Origin of the sequence: Bacteroides sp. 4_1_36 (assembly GCF_003466325.1) — a bacterium.
Taxonomy (GTDB): Bacteria; Bacteroidota; Bacteroidia; order Bacteroidales; family Bacteroidaceae; genus Bacteroides; species Bacteroides uniformis.
The window spans coordinates 32,616-48,052 of the sequence record NZ_QSOX01000026.1 but is presented as its reverse complement, the minus strand read 5'-3'; the positions used below and the strand labels follow the sequence as shown (position 1 = coordinate 48,052).

Annotated in this window: 12 protein-coding genes; 5 read left to right on the top strand and 7 right to left on the bottom strand. The window is 52.5% G+C overall.

Annotated features, from left to right (window positions below):
• The first annotated feature begins 57 nt into the window (after window positions 1–57).
• Both DXD65_RS18710 and DXD65_RS18705 read left to right on the top strand, forming a co-directional pair.
• Window positions 58–1,539, top strand: coding sequence for an AAA family ATPase (locus DXD65_RS18710; protein WP_117887859.1), 1,482 nt, complete (start codon window positions 58–60; stop codon window positions 1,537–1,539).
• Between the two features lie 22 nt (window positions 1,540–1,561).
• On the top strand, window positions 1,562–3,013 hold the full coding sequence (locus tag DXD65_RS18705; protein WP_057258696.1) for a hypothetical protein: 1,452 nt from the start codon (window positions 1,562–1,564) through the stop codon (window positions 3,011–3,013).
• Window positions 3,014–3,038: 25 nt separating this feature from the next.
• On the opposite strand, the gene DXD65_RS18700 is transcribed toward DXD65_RS18705, so the two are convergent.
• The 7 genes from DXD65_RS18700 to cdd all read right to left on the bottom strand — a co-directional run bounded on the left by DXD65_RS18700 (window position 3,039) and on the right by cdd (window position 11,689).
• Window positions 3,039–3,548, bottom strand: coding sequence for a membrane protein (locus DXD65_RS18700; protein ID WP_035448758.1), 510 nt, complete (start codon window positions 3,546–3,548; stop codon window positions 3,039–3,041).
• A gap of 14 nt (window positions 3,549–3,562) precedes the next feature.
• Window positions 3,563–5,434 (bottom strand): TonB-dependent receptor, encoded by a 1,872-nt coding sequence (locus DXD65_RS18695; RefSeq protein WP_374937102.1) that lies wholly within the window; start codon window positions 5,432–5,434, stop codon window positions 3,563–3,565.
• Window positions 5,435–5,587: 153 nt separating this feature from the next.
• A complete protein-coding gene (locus tag DXD65_RS18690) occupies window positions 5,588–6,991 on the bottom strand; it encodes an aldo/keto reductase (protein WP_009038271.1) in 1,404 nt (467 codons plus the stop codon).
• A 48-nt stretch (window positions 6,992–7,039) separates the two neighbouring features.
• Window positions 7,040–8,536: a 4Fe-4S binding protein gene (locus DXD65_RS18685; RefSeq protein ID WP_117681029.1), complete on the bottom strand. Its 1,497-nt coding sequence runs from the start codon at window positions 8,534–8,536 to the stop codon at window positions 7,040–7,042.
• Between the two features lie 32 nt (window positions 8,537–8,568).
• Window positions 8,569–9,108 (bottom strand): flavodoxin family protein, encoded by a 540-nt coding sequence (locus tag DXD65_RS18680; protein WP_022400806.1) that lies wholly within the window; start codon window positions 9,106–9,108, stop codon window positions 8,569–8,571.
• A 105-nt stretch (window positions 9,109–9,213) separates the two neighbouring features.
• Entirely contained in the window at window positions 9,214–10,848 is a 1,635-nt protein-coding gene (locus tag DXD65_RS18675; protein WP_117887858.1) for an ABC-F family ATP-binding cassette domain-containing protein, read from the bottom strand.
• A gap of 358 nt (window positions 10,849–11,206) precedes the next feature.
• Complete coding sequence (gene cdd / locus DXD65_RS18670) at window positions 11,207–11,689, bottom strand: cytidine deaminase (protein ID WP_005837423.1); 483 nt, start codon at window positions 11,687–11,689, stop codon at window positions 11,207–11,209.
• Window positions 11,690–11,790: 101 nt separating this feature from the next.
• On the opposite strand from cdd, the gene DXD65_RS18665 reads away from it, so the two are divergent.
• The 3 genes from DXD65_RS18665 (at window position 11,791) to DXD65_RS18655 (ending at window position 15,421) form a co-directional block, all read left to right on the top strand.
• The gene (locus DXD65_RS18665) at window positions 11,791–12,714 is read left to right on the top strand and encodes a glucosaminidase domain-containing protein (protein WP_008664751.1); all 924 of its coding nucleotides are present in this window, start codon (window positions 11,791–11,793) and stop codon (window positions 12,712–12,714) included.
• A 143-nt stretch (window positions 12,715–12,857) separates the two neighbouring features.
• Entirely contained in the window at window positions 12,858–14,105 is a 1,248-nt protein-coding gene (locus tag DXD65_RS18660; RefSeq protein ID WP_016274396.1) for an efflux RND transporter periplasmic adaptor subunit, read from the top strand.
• Window positions 14,102–15,421: an ABC transporter permease gene (locus DXD65_RS18655; RefSeq protein ID WP_005837418.1), complete on the top strand. Its 1,320-nt coding sequence runs from the start codon at window positions 14,102–14,104 to the stop codon at window positions 15,419–15,421. Before DXD65_RS18660 ends, DXD65_RS18655 begins: the two co-directional genes overlap by 4 nt.
• Window positions 15,422–15,437: the final 16 nt, after the last annotated feature.

Here is a 15,437-nt window from a genome sequence, read left to right as displayed (position 1 = left end):
CATAATAGTAACACATTTATTAGTTTGTAAATGTGTCTACCTATATCAGGATAAGACATAAACCTCTCCCTGCTGGCAGCTCTGGCAGGCGAGAGCATTCTGCTCCTGGGACCTCCGGGAGTAGCCAAGTCAATGGTAGCCAGGCGGCTAAAGTCGGCTTTTACAGATGCCCGTGCCTTTGAATACCTGATGTCCCGCTTCTCTACGCCCGACGAGATTTTCGGTCCTGTCAGCATTAGCCGACTGAAAGAATCCGACAAGTATGAACGTGCCATCGACGGCTATCTGCCCACAGCCGATGTCGTGTTTCTGGACGAAATATGGAAAGCAGGCCCTGCCATACAGAACACTCTGCTGACCGTCATCAACGAGAAACTTTTCCGCAATGGCGACAAGGAACTGCATCTCCCCCTCAAACTGCTCGTAGCTGCCAGTAACGAACTGCCCGCTCAAGGCGAGGGACTGGAAGCCCTATGGGACCGCTTCCTTATCCGCATTCTCTGCACCTGCGTCAAGCAGGAAGAGTCTTTCTACAAAATGCTGCTGGACGATTCTGCCGACCATCCGGAAACGACTGCCTGCGAATGGCAAATCTCCGACCGCGAGTATGCCGAATGGCAAGCTGAGATACGCCGCGTAACCTTGCCTCTCGATGTTCTTTCCTGCATCACAGCCATTCGCCACGGACTGACAAGCGTAGAGATGCAAGACTCCGACCTGCGCCGCAATGTCTACGTCAGCGACCGCCGCTGGAAGAACATCGTGAAGCTGCTCAAGACCTCCGCCTTCGTCCACGGCCGCACGGAAGTCTCCATGACCGACCTGCTTCCCGTCTACCACTGCCTATGGAGTGAGCCTGATGAGAGCGTTGCCATCCGTGACATCGTTATCCGTGCCTTATTCGTGTCCCACACAAAACAGATTGCCGGTATCGCCTCCTCGCTGAAATCCGATTTGAAAGTCAGCCGTGTGCGCGAAGCCCTCGACAAAGCCCGCCTTGCCGGCGACCGTAGGGACGATGACCTGCTGATAACGGAACACTTCTACTACCAGGTGGAGAAACATGGTACGGGCAACACCTACATCTTTATCGTGGACTACAAAAATCTGAAGGAGTACAGCGCCAAAGATGCCCCCACCTTGGGCGTAATGTATGCCGACCCCATCAATCCCAAGCGTACCATCATCCGCGCCTTTGCCGACACCGGCGCCGTGAAAGAGGAAGGCACCGAACGCGTCACCCTCTACCGCGACGACAAGCATCTCTACATCAACGGTGTGCGCTTCCCCATGCGGCGTCTGCAACGAGGTGAGGAGCAACAACTCTGGCTGGGAAACCTCTCCGTCACCGACCGTGACTACGAGACGGAATTGGACGCCGCCGCCACCAGCATAGACCGCCTGGTAGGAGATTTGTCCGACAACCTTTTCGTCTCCGAAGAAGACAAAAAGAGCGTAGCTCAATACGTCTCCATCGTCCGCAAGGAGATAGCCTGGGCGCGTGTGGACATGCGCAAACTGAGATATGGAGACGAATAATCCTCCAGTAACCAAGAAGAAGATGAACACCACCGTCACCCGATATGACACCGCCTTCTATGTGCAGGCACTGGACCGTTTCGTTGCCACCGGAGAGTGCGCAGAGACGGATACCGAGCCCTTGTATGCCTATCTACTCTCTGTGATGAACGACTCCATGGTCAAGGTGCAGGTGCTGGGCGATGAGGTCTGTGCACGTATCTTTTACGACACCATGATTCAGTTCATCCAATTGAACTTGGAGAAGGAGAGGTACCACCTCCGGAAAAGCCAGTCGGAACGGACCGGGATGAAACTCGTGCTGGAATGGTCCATGGTAAAGCGGAAAGACGGCTGGCAAGCCTTGCTCCAGCAGATTTCCGACAAATACCGGGAGTACGGCTTCGACTCCCGTTTCTACCGCAGCTACTTCGGTACAGAAGGAGGATATGCGGACGATGAAGTCTGGGAGAAAATGGTGGACGACTGGGAAGACGCCTTCCAACTGAAGATGCACGAAGAAAAGGAGAAAGAGATTGCTTTCCGCAAAGATGCCCTCGAGCGCAGGCTCCGTTCCAATCTGAAAGACATCCCCGAGTACATCCGCCAGAACCGGGTGGATAAGGACGAATTCTTCCAGACCTGGGGCATGATGAGCGGCTTGTGGAATACTGTCGACTTTGAGCGTATACGGAAAATCGTGCGCATCCAGCGCTCTTGCCCCGAGATAGTGAAAGTGGCCCGCAAGATGGGGCGTATGGCAGACGACGAAGGACGTGAGCAAATCCGCGTTGCCGAGGGAAACGTCTACAAAATGGAGCACTCCTCCAAATGTGACATCCTGGGTATCAGTACCGGCAACGACCTCAATGCCCTGCTTCCCATTGAGCTTGCCCATTCCGCCGACAGCGAACTGGAAGATTTGTTCGTCTACAAATACCTCACCCGCAAGCTCCAGACCTTCCGCTATAAATCGGAAATCATGCAGCCTGCCCGGCGTATCGAAACCAAGCCCGCCCGTCCCAAAGGTCCGATGATTGTCTGTCTGGACACCTCGGGAAGCATGGCTGGCAAGCCGGAGAAGATTGCCCACTCCCTGCTGATAAAGCTCCTGGAGATAGCCGACCGTCAACGGCGGAACTGCTTTCTGATAGCCTTTTCCGTCTCCATTCATCCGATTGATGTAAGGAAAGAGCGGGCAAGGCTGCTCGAATTCTTCTCAAAGACAGCTTGCGGGGATACAGATTCCACCCGCATGCTGGAAGCCACGTTCCACCTGCTCAAAGAAGGCAAGGAGTATATGAATGCCGATGTGCTTTGGGTCAGCGACTTCAAGATTCCTCACTCTTCACCTGCCTTTATGGAGGAGATTCGTCGCTGTCGGGAAGCCGGTACACACTTCTACGGTCTGCAGATTGGCATCACGGACAATGAGTGGACGCCGTTCTTCGACCGCATCTATCGGGCGGAATACACCCCTTTGCGGAATTACTGAAATAAGGTTTGCCCTGAAAGCGTGCTTATTGAAGGCTATATTTCAGCAGTAAATATCCGCCTGCCACTTGCAATCCCATTCCCGGCACACCGATACGGAAATCTTGTACAGCCCGGAAGAAGCTGCCCACCATGGCCCATTCTCCCAAAGTACCTGCTACCTGATAGAAAAGAACTACTGCCAGCAGAATAGGCAGGGAAATGCGCTGGAAACGGTGTGCTGCCCAGCCCGCCGCCACAGCCAGTAATACAGACTTCAACAGAATGGCGGGAAGTGCTGCGGGAAGTGGCATTCCGAATAGCAGGGAGTTGAGGACGGGCGACAGGACGGCTGTCAGCAACCCCACTTTCCATCCGAATTTATAAGCGCCCACCAGCGTGAAGAAATAGATTGGCAGCCAGGTTATCCCTCCCTGGGGAATGAGATGAAAGAGCTGGGGAAGAGCCAGATTGCCAAGAATGAATAGCGAGGCTGCCAGATACGTCTTCACATTATTGTAATCCAGCGAGTAGAGTTTAACTGTTTTTGTTTCCATGTAGTTGTAATGTATTAAAAGTTGATATTTACGCCTCCCATCACCGTGGCTTTCGGCATGGGGAAGCCTGCATTGATTTCATAGCGTTGCGCCAGCAGGTTTTCACCCTTGACAAAGACGTCGGCAAAACTGCACAGACGGTAGTTGGCACGCAGGTTCCAGAGTACGAAGCTTTCCTGCTTCTCCTTGCCCGGGGTGACCGAGGTATGGAGTCCCTTCACGTATTGTATACCGGTAGACAAGCTCCAGCGTCTTTGTGTAAAGTCCGTACCGGCATAGAGTTTGTGTTCGGGAGCCGCCAGTACCGGATTCTCCATGTGCAGCCAGCTATAATTGGCATTCATCTGCCAGTGTCGGTTGATGCGGTAGCCAAGGTTGGTTTCCACGCCCCAGTTCTCTATCTCTCCGGAGTTGACGTTCTTGCGCAGGGCAGGGTCTGTCATGATGATGTTGTCCCCGTTGATGTAGTAGAGGTTCACCCCATAGGACATGGGCCCTCCCAAAAGCTGCCCCGTAAAGGAGAGTTCATAGTTCATCAGGCTCTCCGCTTTCAAATCGGGGTTCTGTGGAGGGAACATGTACATCTCCCGGATGGTGGGGTTACGGAATCCTTTGCTCACCATTGCTTTCAGTTCTGCCTGCCGCGGCAGATGGAAAGCCAGTCCCCCTTGGGGAATCCATTCCGTGCCTACGTGCGAATGGTGGTCTATGCGGACACCGGCGTCCAGTGAAAGCCAACTGTTGATGTCCTGCCTGAAATCCACATAGCCTGCAAATTCATCCATCTGCTTGTCCACGCCGGGGATGCGGTCACCAATCTGCTGTCCGGGTTTTGCCTCGTCGATGGCGACAACCTTGTTCCAGGACTCTCCGCCGAAGTGCTGGTAATCGAAACCTACGGTCAGGCGGTTACCGGTGAAGAGCGTGGCGCTTTGATACCACGATATGCCCAGCATCCGGTCCTTGGAGTTGAAGTGCGACTTCTGGGGCTCTTCTCCGGGGTGGTAGCCGTCGTTAATCCTGTGCCGGCCCCAGTTATAGAAGAAGCTCACGGCGCCGGAAGTACGGTCGTAACGATTTTCCAGTGCGAAGGAGGTCATGCCGCGTGTGATGCGCGAGTCGTTGTCTATATACGGATTGTCGGCTTCGCCGGGATTGGAGGCGTTGAAGCGGGTGATGTTCACGTCGCCCCACAGCTTCCAGGTGTCGCTGAAGTCGTATCCCAGTTTGGCATAGCCGCCATACTGCTCAAACTCCATGTCGTCACGGTGTCCGTCGGTACGGTTGTACGAGCCGGTCACCACGCTGCTGAAACGCCCTTTCCTCACGCGGTTGGAGACTTCCGTCTGCAGGGTATTGTAGGAACCGTATCCTATCTGCGCATTGGTTTTCACCCCGTCCTCCTGCATCTTGCGGGTGACGATGTTGATAACCCCGCCCATTGCATTGGACCCGTAGAGGACGGAGGCGGGACCGCGCAGCACTTCCACCCGTTCGGCCATCATGCTCTGGTAGGCGTCGGCGATGGGATGCCCCATCAAGCCCATGTATTGCGGGTGTCCGTCTATCAGCACCAGCAGGCTGGTCGTAGGTCCTCCGGCGGCATTCACCCCGGCGCCTATGCCGCGCAGGCTCATGCCTCCTGCGGCTCCCGTGGATACGCCGTAGCCCATGATGCCGCGGCTTGTGGTGAAAAGTCCGGGCACCTGCTCGGTCAGTGCAGGCAGGATGGAGGGCTGGTAGGTCTGTTCCAGTTGCTGGCGGCCCACTACGGAGATGGTCATTGGCAGGTGGCGGATGTCTGTTTCATCTCTTGTCCCGGTCACTACGACTTCATCAAGCTTGTAGCTTTTCAGCCGGAGGCTGTCGGCAGGTGCGGACAGCATACTACCCGGAAGGGCGATACTTATTAAAATTGCGGTTAAAATCTTTTTATTCATCGTTTATCTATGGTTCTTTTTGCAAAGTTATACAAAAAGAAGAATCTGTATATGATTGGTAATCCTTAAAATGGACAACCAGGGTTGAAGATAAGTCCGTTAAAGGGTTTCCTGCTTCAGCGCTTCCACAAATCGGTCTATCTCCTGCAGTTTCGCCGGGATGTCGATGCCTTGCGGACAGTGCGGGTTGCATTGACCGCAACCGGTGCAGCGGTTGGCTTGGCGGAGACGGGGAACACTGCGGTCATAGCCTATCAGGAAGGCGCGGCGTGCCTCGCGGTAATTCTCGTCTTGGCTGTTCTGCGGCACGTTGCCCTCGTTGATGCAGCGGTTGTAGTGCAGCAAGATGGCTGGAATATCCAGTCCATAGGGGCACGGCATACAGTATTTGCAGTCGTTGCACGGCACGGTGGGGTATTGCAGCATTCGCTGGGCGGTATCTTCCAGTAAGGTAAACTCCTCTTCCGTACATGGAACAAGCGGGGAGAAGGTACGCAGGTTGTCTTGCAGATGCTCCATGTACGTCATTCCGCTTAGTACGGTCAGCACATCGGGGAAAGTACCTGCGAATCGGAAGGCCCAGGAAGCTACGCTCTCCTGCGGACGGCGTTGTTTCAGACGTGCCATCAAGTGGTCGTTCAGGCGGGATAGGCGTCCGCCCAGCAACGGCTCCATGATAACGGCGGGAATGTTGCGCTTCACCAGCTCGGCATATAGGTATTCGGCATCCGTGTTGCGGGTATTCACTTCTTTGGCATGCCGCCAGTCTACGTAGTTCAGTTGGATTTGTACGAAGTCCCATTTCAGTTCGTCGTGGCGGGAGAGCAGGTAGTCAAAGACTTCGATGTCTCCATGATAGGAGAATCCGAGGTTGCGGATGCGTCCGGCTTCACGCTCTTTCAGCAGGAAGTCCAGCATGCCGTTGTCCAGATAGCGGGAGCGGAGGGCTTCCATGCCGCCCATGCCGATGCCGTGCAACAAGAGGTAGTCGATGTAGTCCACTTGCAGGTCGCGGAAGGAGCGGTGATACATGGCAAGGGACTCTTCGCGGCTGTGCGTGCTGGGACTGAAGTTGGACAGCTTTGTGGCAAGGAAGAATTTCTCCCGTGGGTGGCGTTTCAAGGCAATGCCCGTGGCGCGCTCCGACAGACCTTGCACATAGGCGGGGGAGGTGTCGAAATAGTTCACTCCGTGGGCAATGGCATAGTCTATTAGGTCGTTCACGGCTTCCTGGTCTATTTCGTCTCCATTCCCGTCGGCGCGTTTCCGGGTGGGCCATCGCATGCATCCGTATCCCAGTAGAGAAACCCGGTCGCCCGTGTTGGGATTGGTACGGTAGGTCATCTTGTCGGTTGGTATCTCGCCCAGCGCGGCCGATTCGCTCTCCCCGTTGTTCTTGTTGCCCGAACAGCCGTACAGGGCTGCTGCCGAGGCAAGCGTTCCTGCACCGGCGAGTTTGAAGAAATCGCGGCGGTTTATCTTGTTCTTATTGTCTTCTTTCATTGTGATAGGACTGAAATTATAAATGGATATTAGGGTGATAAAGCTGCTTCAGACAGTTCTGTGCATCACATGGCCTTCCACATAAATGGCACTGAACGGACGCGACGGACAAAGGTTCTCGCATGCTCCGCATCCGATACAGCGTTCGGCGTTGACTACCGGTATCTTGATGGAGGCTTCGTCTTCCGGGTCTGAAGGAACCATCTGTATGGCACCGGCCGGACAATGGCGGGCACAGTTCCCGCATTCCATCTTGTCTGTGATGCAGATGCAATTCTCCTTAATCCATACGGCATGACCGATTTGGACGGCCGATTTCTCGGCGAGGCTCGTCAGATGGATGGCATCGGTAGGACACACCTCCGCACACTTGGCGCATTCGGGGCGGCAGTAACCGCGTTCGTAGGACATTTCCGGCTGCATCAGTTTTGTCAAGTCCGAAGAAGGACGGAGCACTTGGTTGGGGCATACCGATACGCAGAGCTGGCAGGCTGTGCAGTGTTGTGCAAAGTGGCGGGCGCTCAGTGAGCCCGGAGGAGTGATGGGAGTGGCGCGCTCGGGGATTTTCTTATCCTCGATGACAGCCAGTCCACCGTCCACTTTCTTCTCCTGCGCCTTGAGGGCTGCCGCAGCAGCAAACACGGCGGTTGTAGAGAGAAATGCGCGGCGGGCGTCGTTTACCTGCTCCGGTGCCACGGAGGTTTCCTGGGAGACTGCAGCGGAGGCCGGCTTGCGGCGTGTGTAAGTGATGGCACCTTTCCTGCACTTGTTGATACAGTCCATACATGCCACGCAACGGCTGTAATCTATTTCGTGTGCCTTGATGTTGATGCACGATGCCTTGCAGTTGCGGGCACAAAGTCCGCAACTGTTGCACTTCTTTGTGTCAATTACCGGTTTCAGCAAGGAATACTTCGAGAGGAAGCCAAGCACTGTACCTACCGGACAGATAGTGTTGCAATAGGTACGTCCGCCCCGCCATGCCAGCACGATGAGGACTACCAGAGTGACCGTGGCAATCAGCAGGGTAGGGAGACTCTTCATCCATACATCCGTTTCATAGAAGGCATAGCTGTCAGCACGTTCGGCCAGGTAGGCCAGTCCGTTGTTTGCCCACTGGTAGAGTGGGGAGAAAAGGCTGGAAACGATGCGCCCGTATGAGCTGTAAGGGGCCAGCAGCACGACAAAAGAGTTCAGTCCGCCGATAATGGCAAGTACGAATACTCCCAGCACACCGTAGCGTAGCCATTTCAGTGCGGACGAGTAGCGGAAACGGTTTTTCTTCCGTTTGGCGGAGAGCCAGGAAACAATGTCCTGGAATACTCCCAACGGGCAGATGACGGAGCAGTAGATGCGTCCGAATACCAAGGTCAGCACTGCAAGAAACAGTACTACACCGATGTTCAGTGCCAGCACGGCCGGCAGGAATTGTATCTTCGCCATCCATCCGAACCAGGCATGCAGTGTTCCCGTGAAGTCGAGGAACAACAGCGTGATGAGTGCGAAGAAGATGACGGCAAGGGTCAGTCTGATGGTACGTAGCATAAATGTATTGTATAGCGATTAGTATTCGTTCTTTATACCTTTTTTCCCATCTCGTAGGCTTCGTGCATGGAAGGCTTGTCGTTTATCTCGCCCACCTTCCAGGCACCCACGCCATAAATGGTGCCGCATTCTTTGGGCTCTTCCAGGCAGTCGAGGAAGCCACGGAAACCATCGATGGTACGCTCCATCATGGGGACACTTTCTTCGGCGGCGGCGATGATGAAGTAGAACTCCTTGTCCTTTATTTCAAGGTAGCGTGCGCAACAACGGTCAATCAGTGTCTTCATCTGCGCGCTCATGGTGTAGAAGTAGACGGGGGTTGCCATGACGATGACGTCGGCGGCAATCATCTTTTCCACCACTTCGGCGGCATCGTCCTTTTGTGGGCAGGGTTTGCCGTACATGCTGCATACGCTACATCCCGTGCAGTAGTTGATGTGCTTGTCTTTCAGGAAAATCTTTTCTACTTGATGTCCGGCTTCTGCGGCACCGCGCATGAATTCGTTGCACAAGAGGTCGGAGTTTCCATTCCTGCGGGGACTGGAGGAGAGGATTAATACTTTTTTGCTCATATTCGTTGTTCGTTAGTTAGTAAATGATTACGTGCTACAAAAATAGGCAGGTTTTATGAGAACGGCAGTATACAAATTACGGTTGTTGTTACCTAAATTACTGATTCATTCCAAAAGTATCTCCCGTTCGATGCCGGTGTCTTTCAGAAATTCCCGGTCGTGGCTGATGGCAATTACGGTGCCGGCGTAGTCGCGTATCGTTGCCGTTATTATTTCTATGCTCTCGATGTCCAGATTGTTGGTGGGTTCGTCCAAAATGAACATGTCCGGGGTGTTGTCGGCAATCATCAGGCAGCAGAAGGAAAGACGCATCTTTTCGCCGCCACTCAGTTTGCTGCACGGCTTGTTCCACACGTCGTGGGGAAAGAGATAACGGTTGAGGATGGTTTTCACTTCATGTTCCGGCAGGTGGCGGTGGTTGAAGGCTTCTGCTTGTTGGAGTACGCTGCGCTCATTACGGACGAGGGAGTATTCCTGGTCCAGATAGACGGAGGTGAAGTCGGCACGCTCCATCACTCCGCCGGTGGGGTGCAGTTCGCCCATGATGAGTTTCAGCAGGGTTGTTTTTCCACTGCCGTTTTTTCCTTTCAGGCTGAGGCGGTCGCCGCTTCTCAACTGGAAGGTGAGGGAGGAAGACCAGAGCTCCTTTACTGCCTCCGGACGGGTTGTCTCCATAGGAGAAGCCGCGAGGCTGGGATAATGAAAGTTGACGTCCTTTGCCTTGACCAGAACCTTCCCCACATGCAGATGAGAGGCATTGAAGTCTGTTTTCAGTTTGTCTGTCTGTGGCAGTGAACTTTTGATACCTGACATTTCTGCCTGTAATTTTTCCGTTTTCTCCGTATGAATGCTGCTGAGTCTGCTGCTGCTGTTTTCCGCATTGTTTTTCAGTGCTCCCATCATGATGCGGGGAATCCCCTTTTTAATGGAGTTTTTTTCTCCCCGCACATTCTGTTTGGCCTTCCGTTCTTCTACTTCGCGTGCCACTTTGCGTGCAAGGCGCAGGGCTTTCTGCTTCTCTTCCAGTTGTTGGGTAAGGGCTTTCTGTTGCAGGGCCTTCTGTTCTTTGTAGAAGTCGTAGTTTCCGCTGTAATACGTCAATCCCTGGGAGGAGAGTTCGCAGATGGCAGGCAACTGATTCAGTAGCGTGCGGTCGTGACTGATGACGAGCACGGTAGCCGACGTCCGTCGTATCAAGTTATACAGACGTTCCCGTCCATCCGCGTCCAGATGGTTGGTCGGTTCGTCCAGCAGGATGGCTGTCGGGTTGTGCAACTCCATGCCCGCCAGGAAGATGCGGGTTTTTTCGCCGCCGCTAAGTCTTTCCATCGGACGGGAGAGTGGGATACCGTCCAGTCCCCAATTGTCGAGAGAAGCCAGGGCGTGTTCTTCCACGTTCCAGTCATCGTCGAGCGTATTGAAGTGCTTTTCGGCAGCGTCACCGCTTAGGATGGCATGAAGGGCAGACAGCTTCCGGCTGATTCCCAAAGCTTGTGCTACTGTCTGTCGGTCGTATTGCCCGAAGTGCTGGGGGACGTAGTACAGATGTTCGGGGCGTAGCACCGTTCCCGAACTTGGAGACAAGTCTCCTGCCAAAATACGCATGAGGGTAGACTTGCCGCAACCGTTATTTCCGGTCAGGGCTATTTTATCTCCGGAGTTGATACTCAAGTGGAGGTGTGAAAACAAGATTTCCTTATCTGCATGGATATAGCTAAGGTCTTTAATGATAAAGCTCATAAGTTTCTACTGTGTTTTTAGAAGTAAGAATGATAGGGGAGATGCAAGCATTCCCCGAAATTGAAATTCTCGAAGGGGAGGGGTACAGACAAACACAGTATTGGCTAAACATCTATATAGGTGATGCTCAGCGTTCAGTCTGAAAAAGCATGTTGATAGTGATGTTTACCGAAATGTGTTGTCTTTAGTCGGATATTCTCATCGGTGGAATTAATTGGTTAGTGGGCGCAAAGGTAATGATTTCCACTGAATAACAAAGGCTTTTTGCGATATTAATATCGTGTCGGCAAGAAGTTAATATCGTGTTTGCAAGAAATTAACTTCCTGCAGACACGATGTTAATACTTTATTGGTTCTGTTACTTCATGGCCGAAGCATCGAACGAGAGTGGCAGTAATTCTCCCACATTCTTCAGCTCGTAGATTCCCTTTTTGCCATACAGCAACACCCGCATTGGCTGCTTGAAGCGCTTCTCCGTTTCGAGCATCACTTGCCGGCAGGCGCCGCAGGGCGGGATGGGAGACTCCAGGAACTCGTCGTGCTCGTTGCGTGCAGCAATGGCGAGGGTGGTCACTGCCTGGTCGGGATGTTGGGAGTTGGCATAGAATAGGGTGGTGCGTTCTGCACACAGCCCGGAAGGATAGGCAGCGTTTTCCTGGTTGGTGCCGGTCACTACAATACCGTTTGCCAGTCTGGCTGCAGCTCCTACCGAGAAATGGGAGTAAGGGGCATAGCTGCGGTTGGTAGCCTCGCGGGCGGCATCCATCAGTTCGCGGTCGGCGGCATCCAGTTCTTCATAGTCGTATATCTTGACGGCGATTTCGATATTTAATTCTTTCATAAGGCAAAGGGTTATATTGTAATTAATGTTACAAAGATAGAAAAGAGATTGGTTATTTCAATTCTTTTACGGACTTTTGTGCAGAACTCAACATTTTAAGCATGAAACGGATTTTCAGACTGACTGCTATCATAGCATTTCTTTTTATTTCCATTACAACAGTGCAGGCACAACGCCGGAATGCCCGCTACAATGAGTATATCAAACAGTATGCTCCCCTTGCCGTGGAGCAGATGCAACGTCATAAGATACCTGCCAGCATCACGCTGGCCCAAGGGCTGTTGGAGAGTGGTGCCGGATACAGCGAGCTGGCGCGTAAGAGCAACAACCACTTCGGCATCAAGTGTGGAGGCAACTGGCGCGGACGGACGGTGAGGCATGATGACGATGCCCGCAATGAATGTTTCCGCGCTTATCGCAATCCGAAAGACTCTTATGAAGACCATTCCGATTTCCTGAAACGGGGAGCACGTTATGCTTTTCTTTTCAAACTGAAGATTACGGACTATAAGGGTTGGGCGCGCGGCTTGAAGAAGGCCGGCTATGCTACCGACCCGTCGTATGCCAACCGCCTGATAACCATTATTGAGGACTATGAACTGTATAAGTACGACAGCCGTGGCATGAGCAAACACGATGTCCGCAGTTGGGAGAAGGAACTGAAAAAGAAACCTTGGCTGGCCAATCCGCATCAGGTGTACATTGCCAACGATATAGCTTATGTCGTGGCACGCGACGGAGACACCTTCCAGGTATTGGGCAAGGAGTTTGACATCAGCTGGAAGAAACTGGTGAAATACAACGACCTCCATAAAGAATATACACTGGAGGTGGGAGACATCATCTACTTGAAAGAAAAGCGCAAGAAAGCTGCCAAACCCCATACTGTCTACATTGTGAAGGACGGCGATTCCATGCACTCCATTTCCCAAAAGTACGGTATTCGTCTGAAGAACCTTTATAAGATGAATCGTAAGGATGCGGAATACGTGCCCGAGGTGGGAGACCGCTTGAGATTAAGATAAAGAAGCTATCCGAAAATGTACAGGGTGTCCGAAAACGGACACCCTTCTTTTTTGCCTTTTCGCTTACTTTCAGTGGTTTATGATTTTGGCATGGATTTAGTATATATTAAGCGTTATGTTCGCAAACAATAAAATTTAAAGATATGGATAGAGAAATTCCGAAAGAAGTGCGTAATAAAGAACGCAATAAGAAAATCATCCGCTACGGTGCTATCGGCGTGGCAGGTATCGTAGTGGTCAGTGTACTCATTTCATTGATGCGTACGGGAGTGAAGGAGAAAGACCTCGTTTTCTCCCAAGTGGGTAAAGGCACGATTGAAGTCAGCGTCAGCGCCTCCGGCAAGGTAGTCCCGGCATTCGAGGAAATCATCAACTCGCCCATCAATACCCGCATTTTGGAAGTGTACAGAAAAGGTGGTGATAGTGTGGATGTCGGTACCCCTATCCTGAAACTGGACTTACAGAGTGCCGAAACCGACTACAAAAAGATGCTGGATGAAGAGCAGATGCGCAGCTACAAGCTGAAACAGCTGAAACTTGACAACCAGACCAAGCTGACCGACCTTCAGATGAAAATCAAAGTCTCCGCCATGAAGCTGGACCGCATGAAGGTGGAACTGCGTAACGAGCAGTACCTTGATAGCCTCGGTTCGGGCACCACCGACAAAGTGCGCCAAGCCGAACTGAGCTACAATGTAGCACAACTGGAATACGAGCAATTACAGCAGCAGTATGCCAACGAGAAGGAAGTGCTGGCTGCAGAATACCAAGTGCAGGAACTGGATTTCAGCATGTTCCAAAAGACACTGGCCGAAACCAAACGTACGCTCGACGATGCGCAGGTGCGTTCGCCCCGGAAGGCCATCCTTACTTATATCAACAATCAGATTGGTGCCCAGGTTCCCGAAGGCTCACAGATTGCCGTCATCTCCGACTTGAGTCACTTCAAGGTGGAAGGCGAGATTGCCGATACTTACGGTGACCGTGTGGCTGCCGGCGGCAAGGCCATTGTGAAGATTGGCAGCGAAAAGCTGGAAGGTTCCGTAAGCAGTGTTACTCCGCTTTCAAAGAATGGCGTCATCTCCTTTACCGTGCAGTTGAATGAGGACAACAACCGCCGACTGCGTTCCGGTCTGAAAACCGACGTCTATGTGATGAATGCAGTGAAGGAAGACGTGATGCGCATAGCCAATGCCAGCTATTATGTGGGACGTGGGGAGTATGAACTTTTTGTACGCAATTCCGACAAGGAAATTGTAAAGCGCAAGGTGCAGCTGGGCGATTCCAACTTTGAGTTTGTAGAAGTGGTCAGTGGCTTGCAACCGGGTGATGAAGTGGTGGTGAGCGATATGAGTAACTATAAGAACAAGAATAAGTTGAAGCTAAAATGATAAAGGTTTACTTGAAACAAGCCTGGGAGCTGTTGAAGCAGAATAAACTGTTCAGCATGCTCTACATTGTGGGTACGGGGCTGGCCATTGCCATGACAATGATTATGGCGGTGGTGTATTATGTGAAGATTGCGCCCGTCTATCCAGAGGCAAACCGCATGAATACGCTTTACCTCAGCAATTCAAAATTCACGCAGGGAAGCGGCAACAATACCAGGACCATGCAATGGGCTGTTTCCTACAAGGCACTGCAAGACTGGTTCTATCCCGTAGAGAATGCCCTTGTCGTTTCGGCCGAGCTGCATAATGATTTGTCGGAAAACAGTTATATACAGCCTGCCGACCGCAGCGGTGATTTTCCGGTTATGGTAAAGTTGACAGACCCTGCTTTTTTCAAGATATATTCTTTCCAATTCCTGGAAGGTAGTCCATTCACGGCATCCGACCTGGCAAGTGGCATTTCCACTGCTGTCATTACCGATGATTTGGCACGCCGCTTGTTCGGTACGACGGAAGAGGTAGTAGGACGCTCGTTCAGCCTGAACTATATCGACTATCGGGTTTGTGGGGTGGTGCGCAGTGCCAGTTACCTCACCTCTAAATCCTATGCACAGCTTTATATACCTTATACGGTGTCGCCCGATTACAGCACTCCCAAGTACGACCTTCCCTATCTGGGAGCTTTCAGTGCTACCTTTCTGGTGCAGGACAGTAAGCAGGGAGATGCTCTGCGGGCTGAGATAAAGGAAATCTGCCGCAAGGAGAATCTTATGCATCCCGATGAATGGAAAGTAGATTTCTGGGAGCAGCCCACCTCCCATCTGTTGAGTGTCTTCAAGACTTATGCAAGTATGGAGTTTGACCTTTGGGCCACAGTGCGCCACTTTCTGCTTGTCCTGCTCGTATTGCTGTTGGTGCCTGCCTTGAATCTGAGCGGCATGATATCGAGCCGTATGGAGGGACGTCTGGCAGAGATGGGCGTGCGGAAATCGTTTGGAGCCGGACGTAAGATACTGCTTTCACAAGTGATGTGGGAAAACCTGCTGCTGACCGCACTGGGCGGAGCATTGGGCTTGCTGCTGGCATGGCTGGCACTTTACGTGGGACGCGAGTGGATATTTACGGTATTCGACAGCTGGCCGAATATGGTACCCGAAGGAGTGGAGGTCCGCGTATCGGGTGAAATGCTGTTTGCTCCGCTGGTTTTTCTCGCCGCATTGGCGCTGTGCGTCGTGCTGAATCTGTTGTCGGCCCTTATACCGGCGTGGTATTCCTTGCGGAAACCGATTGTGAACTCACTGAATGAAAAACGATAAGACACGGGAGGTTGGT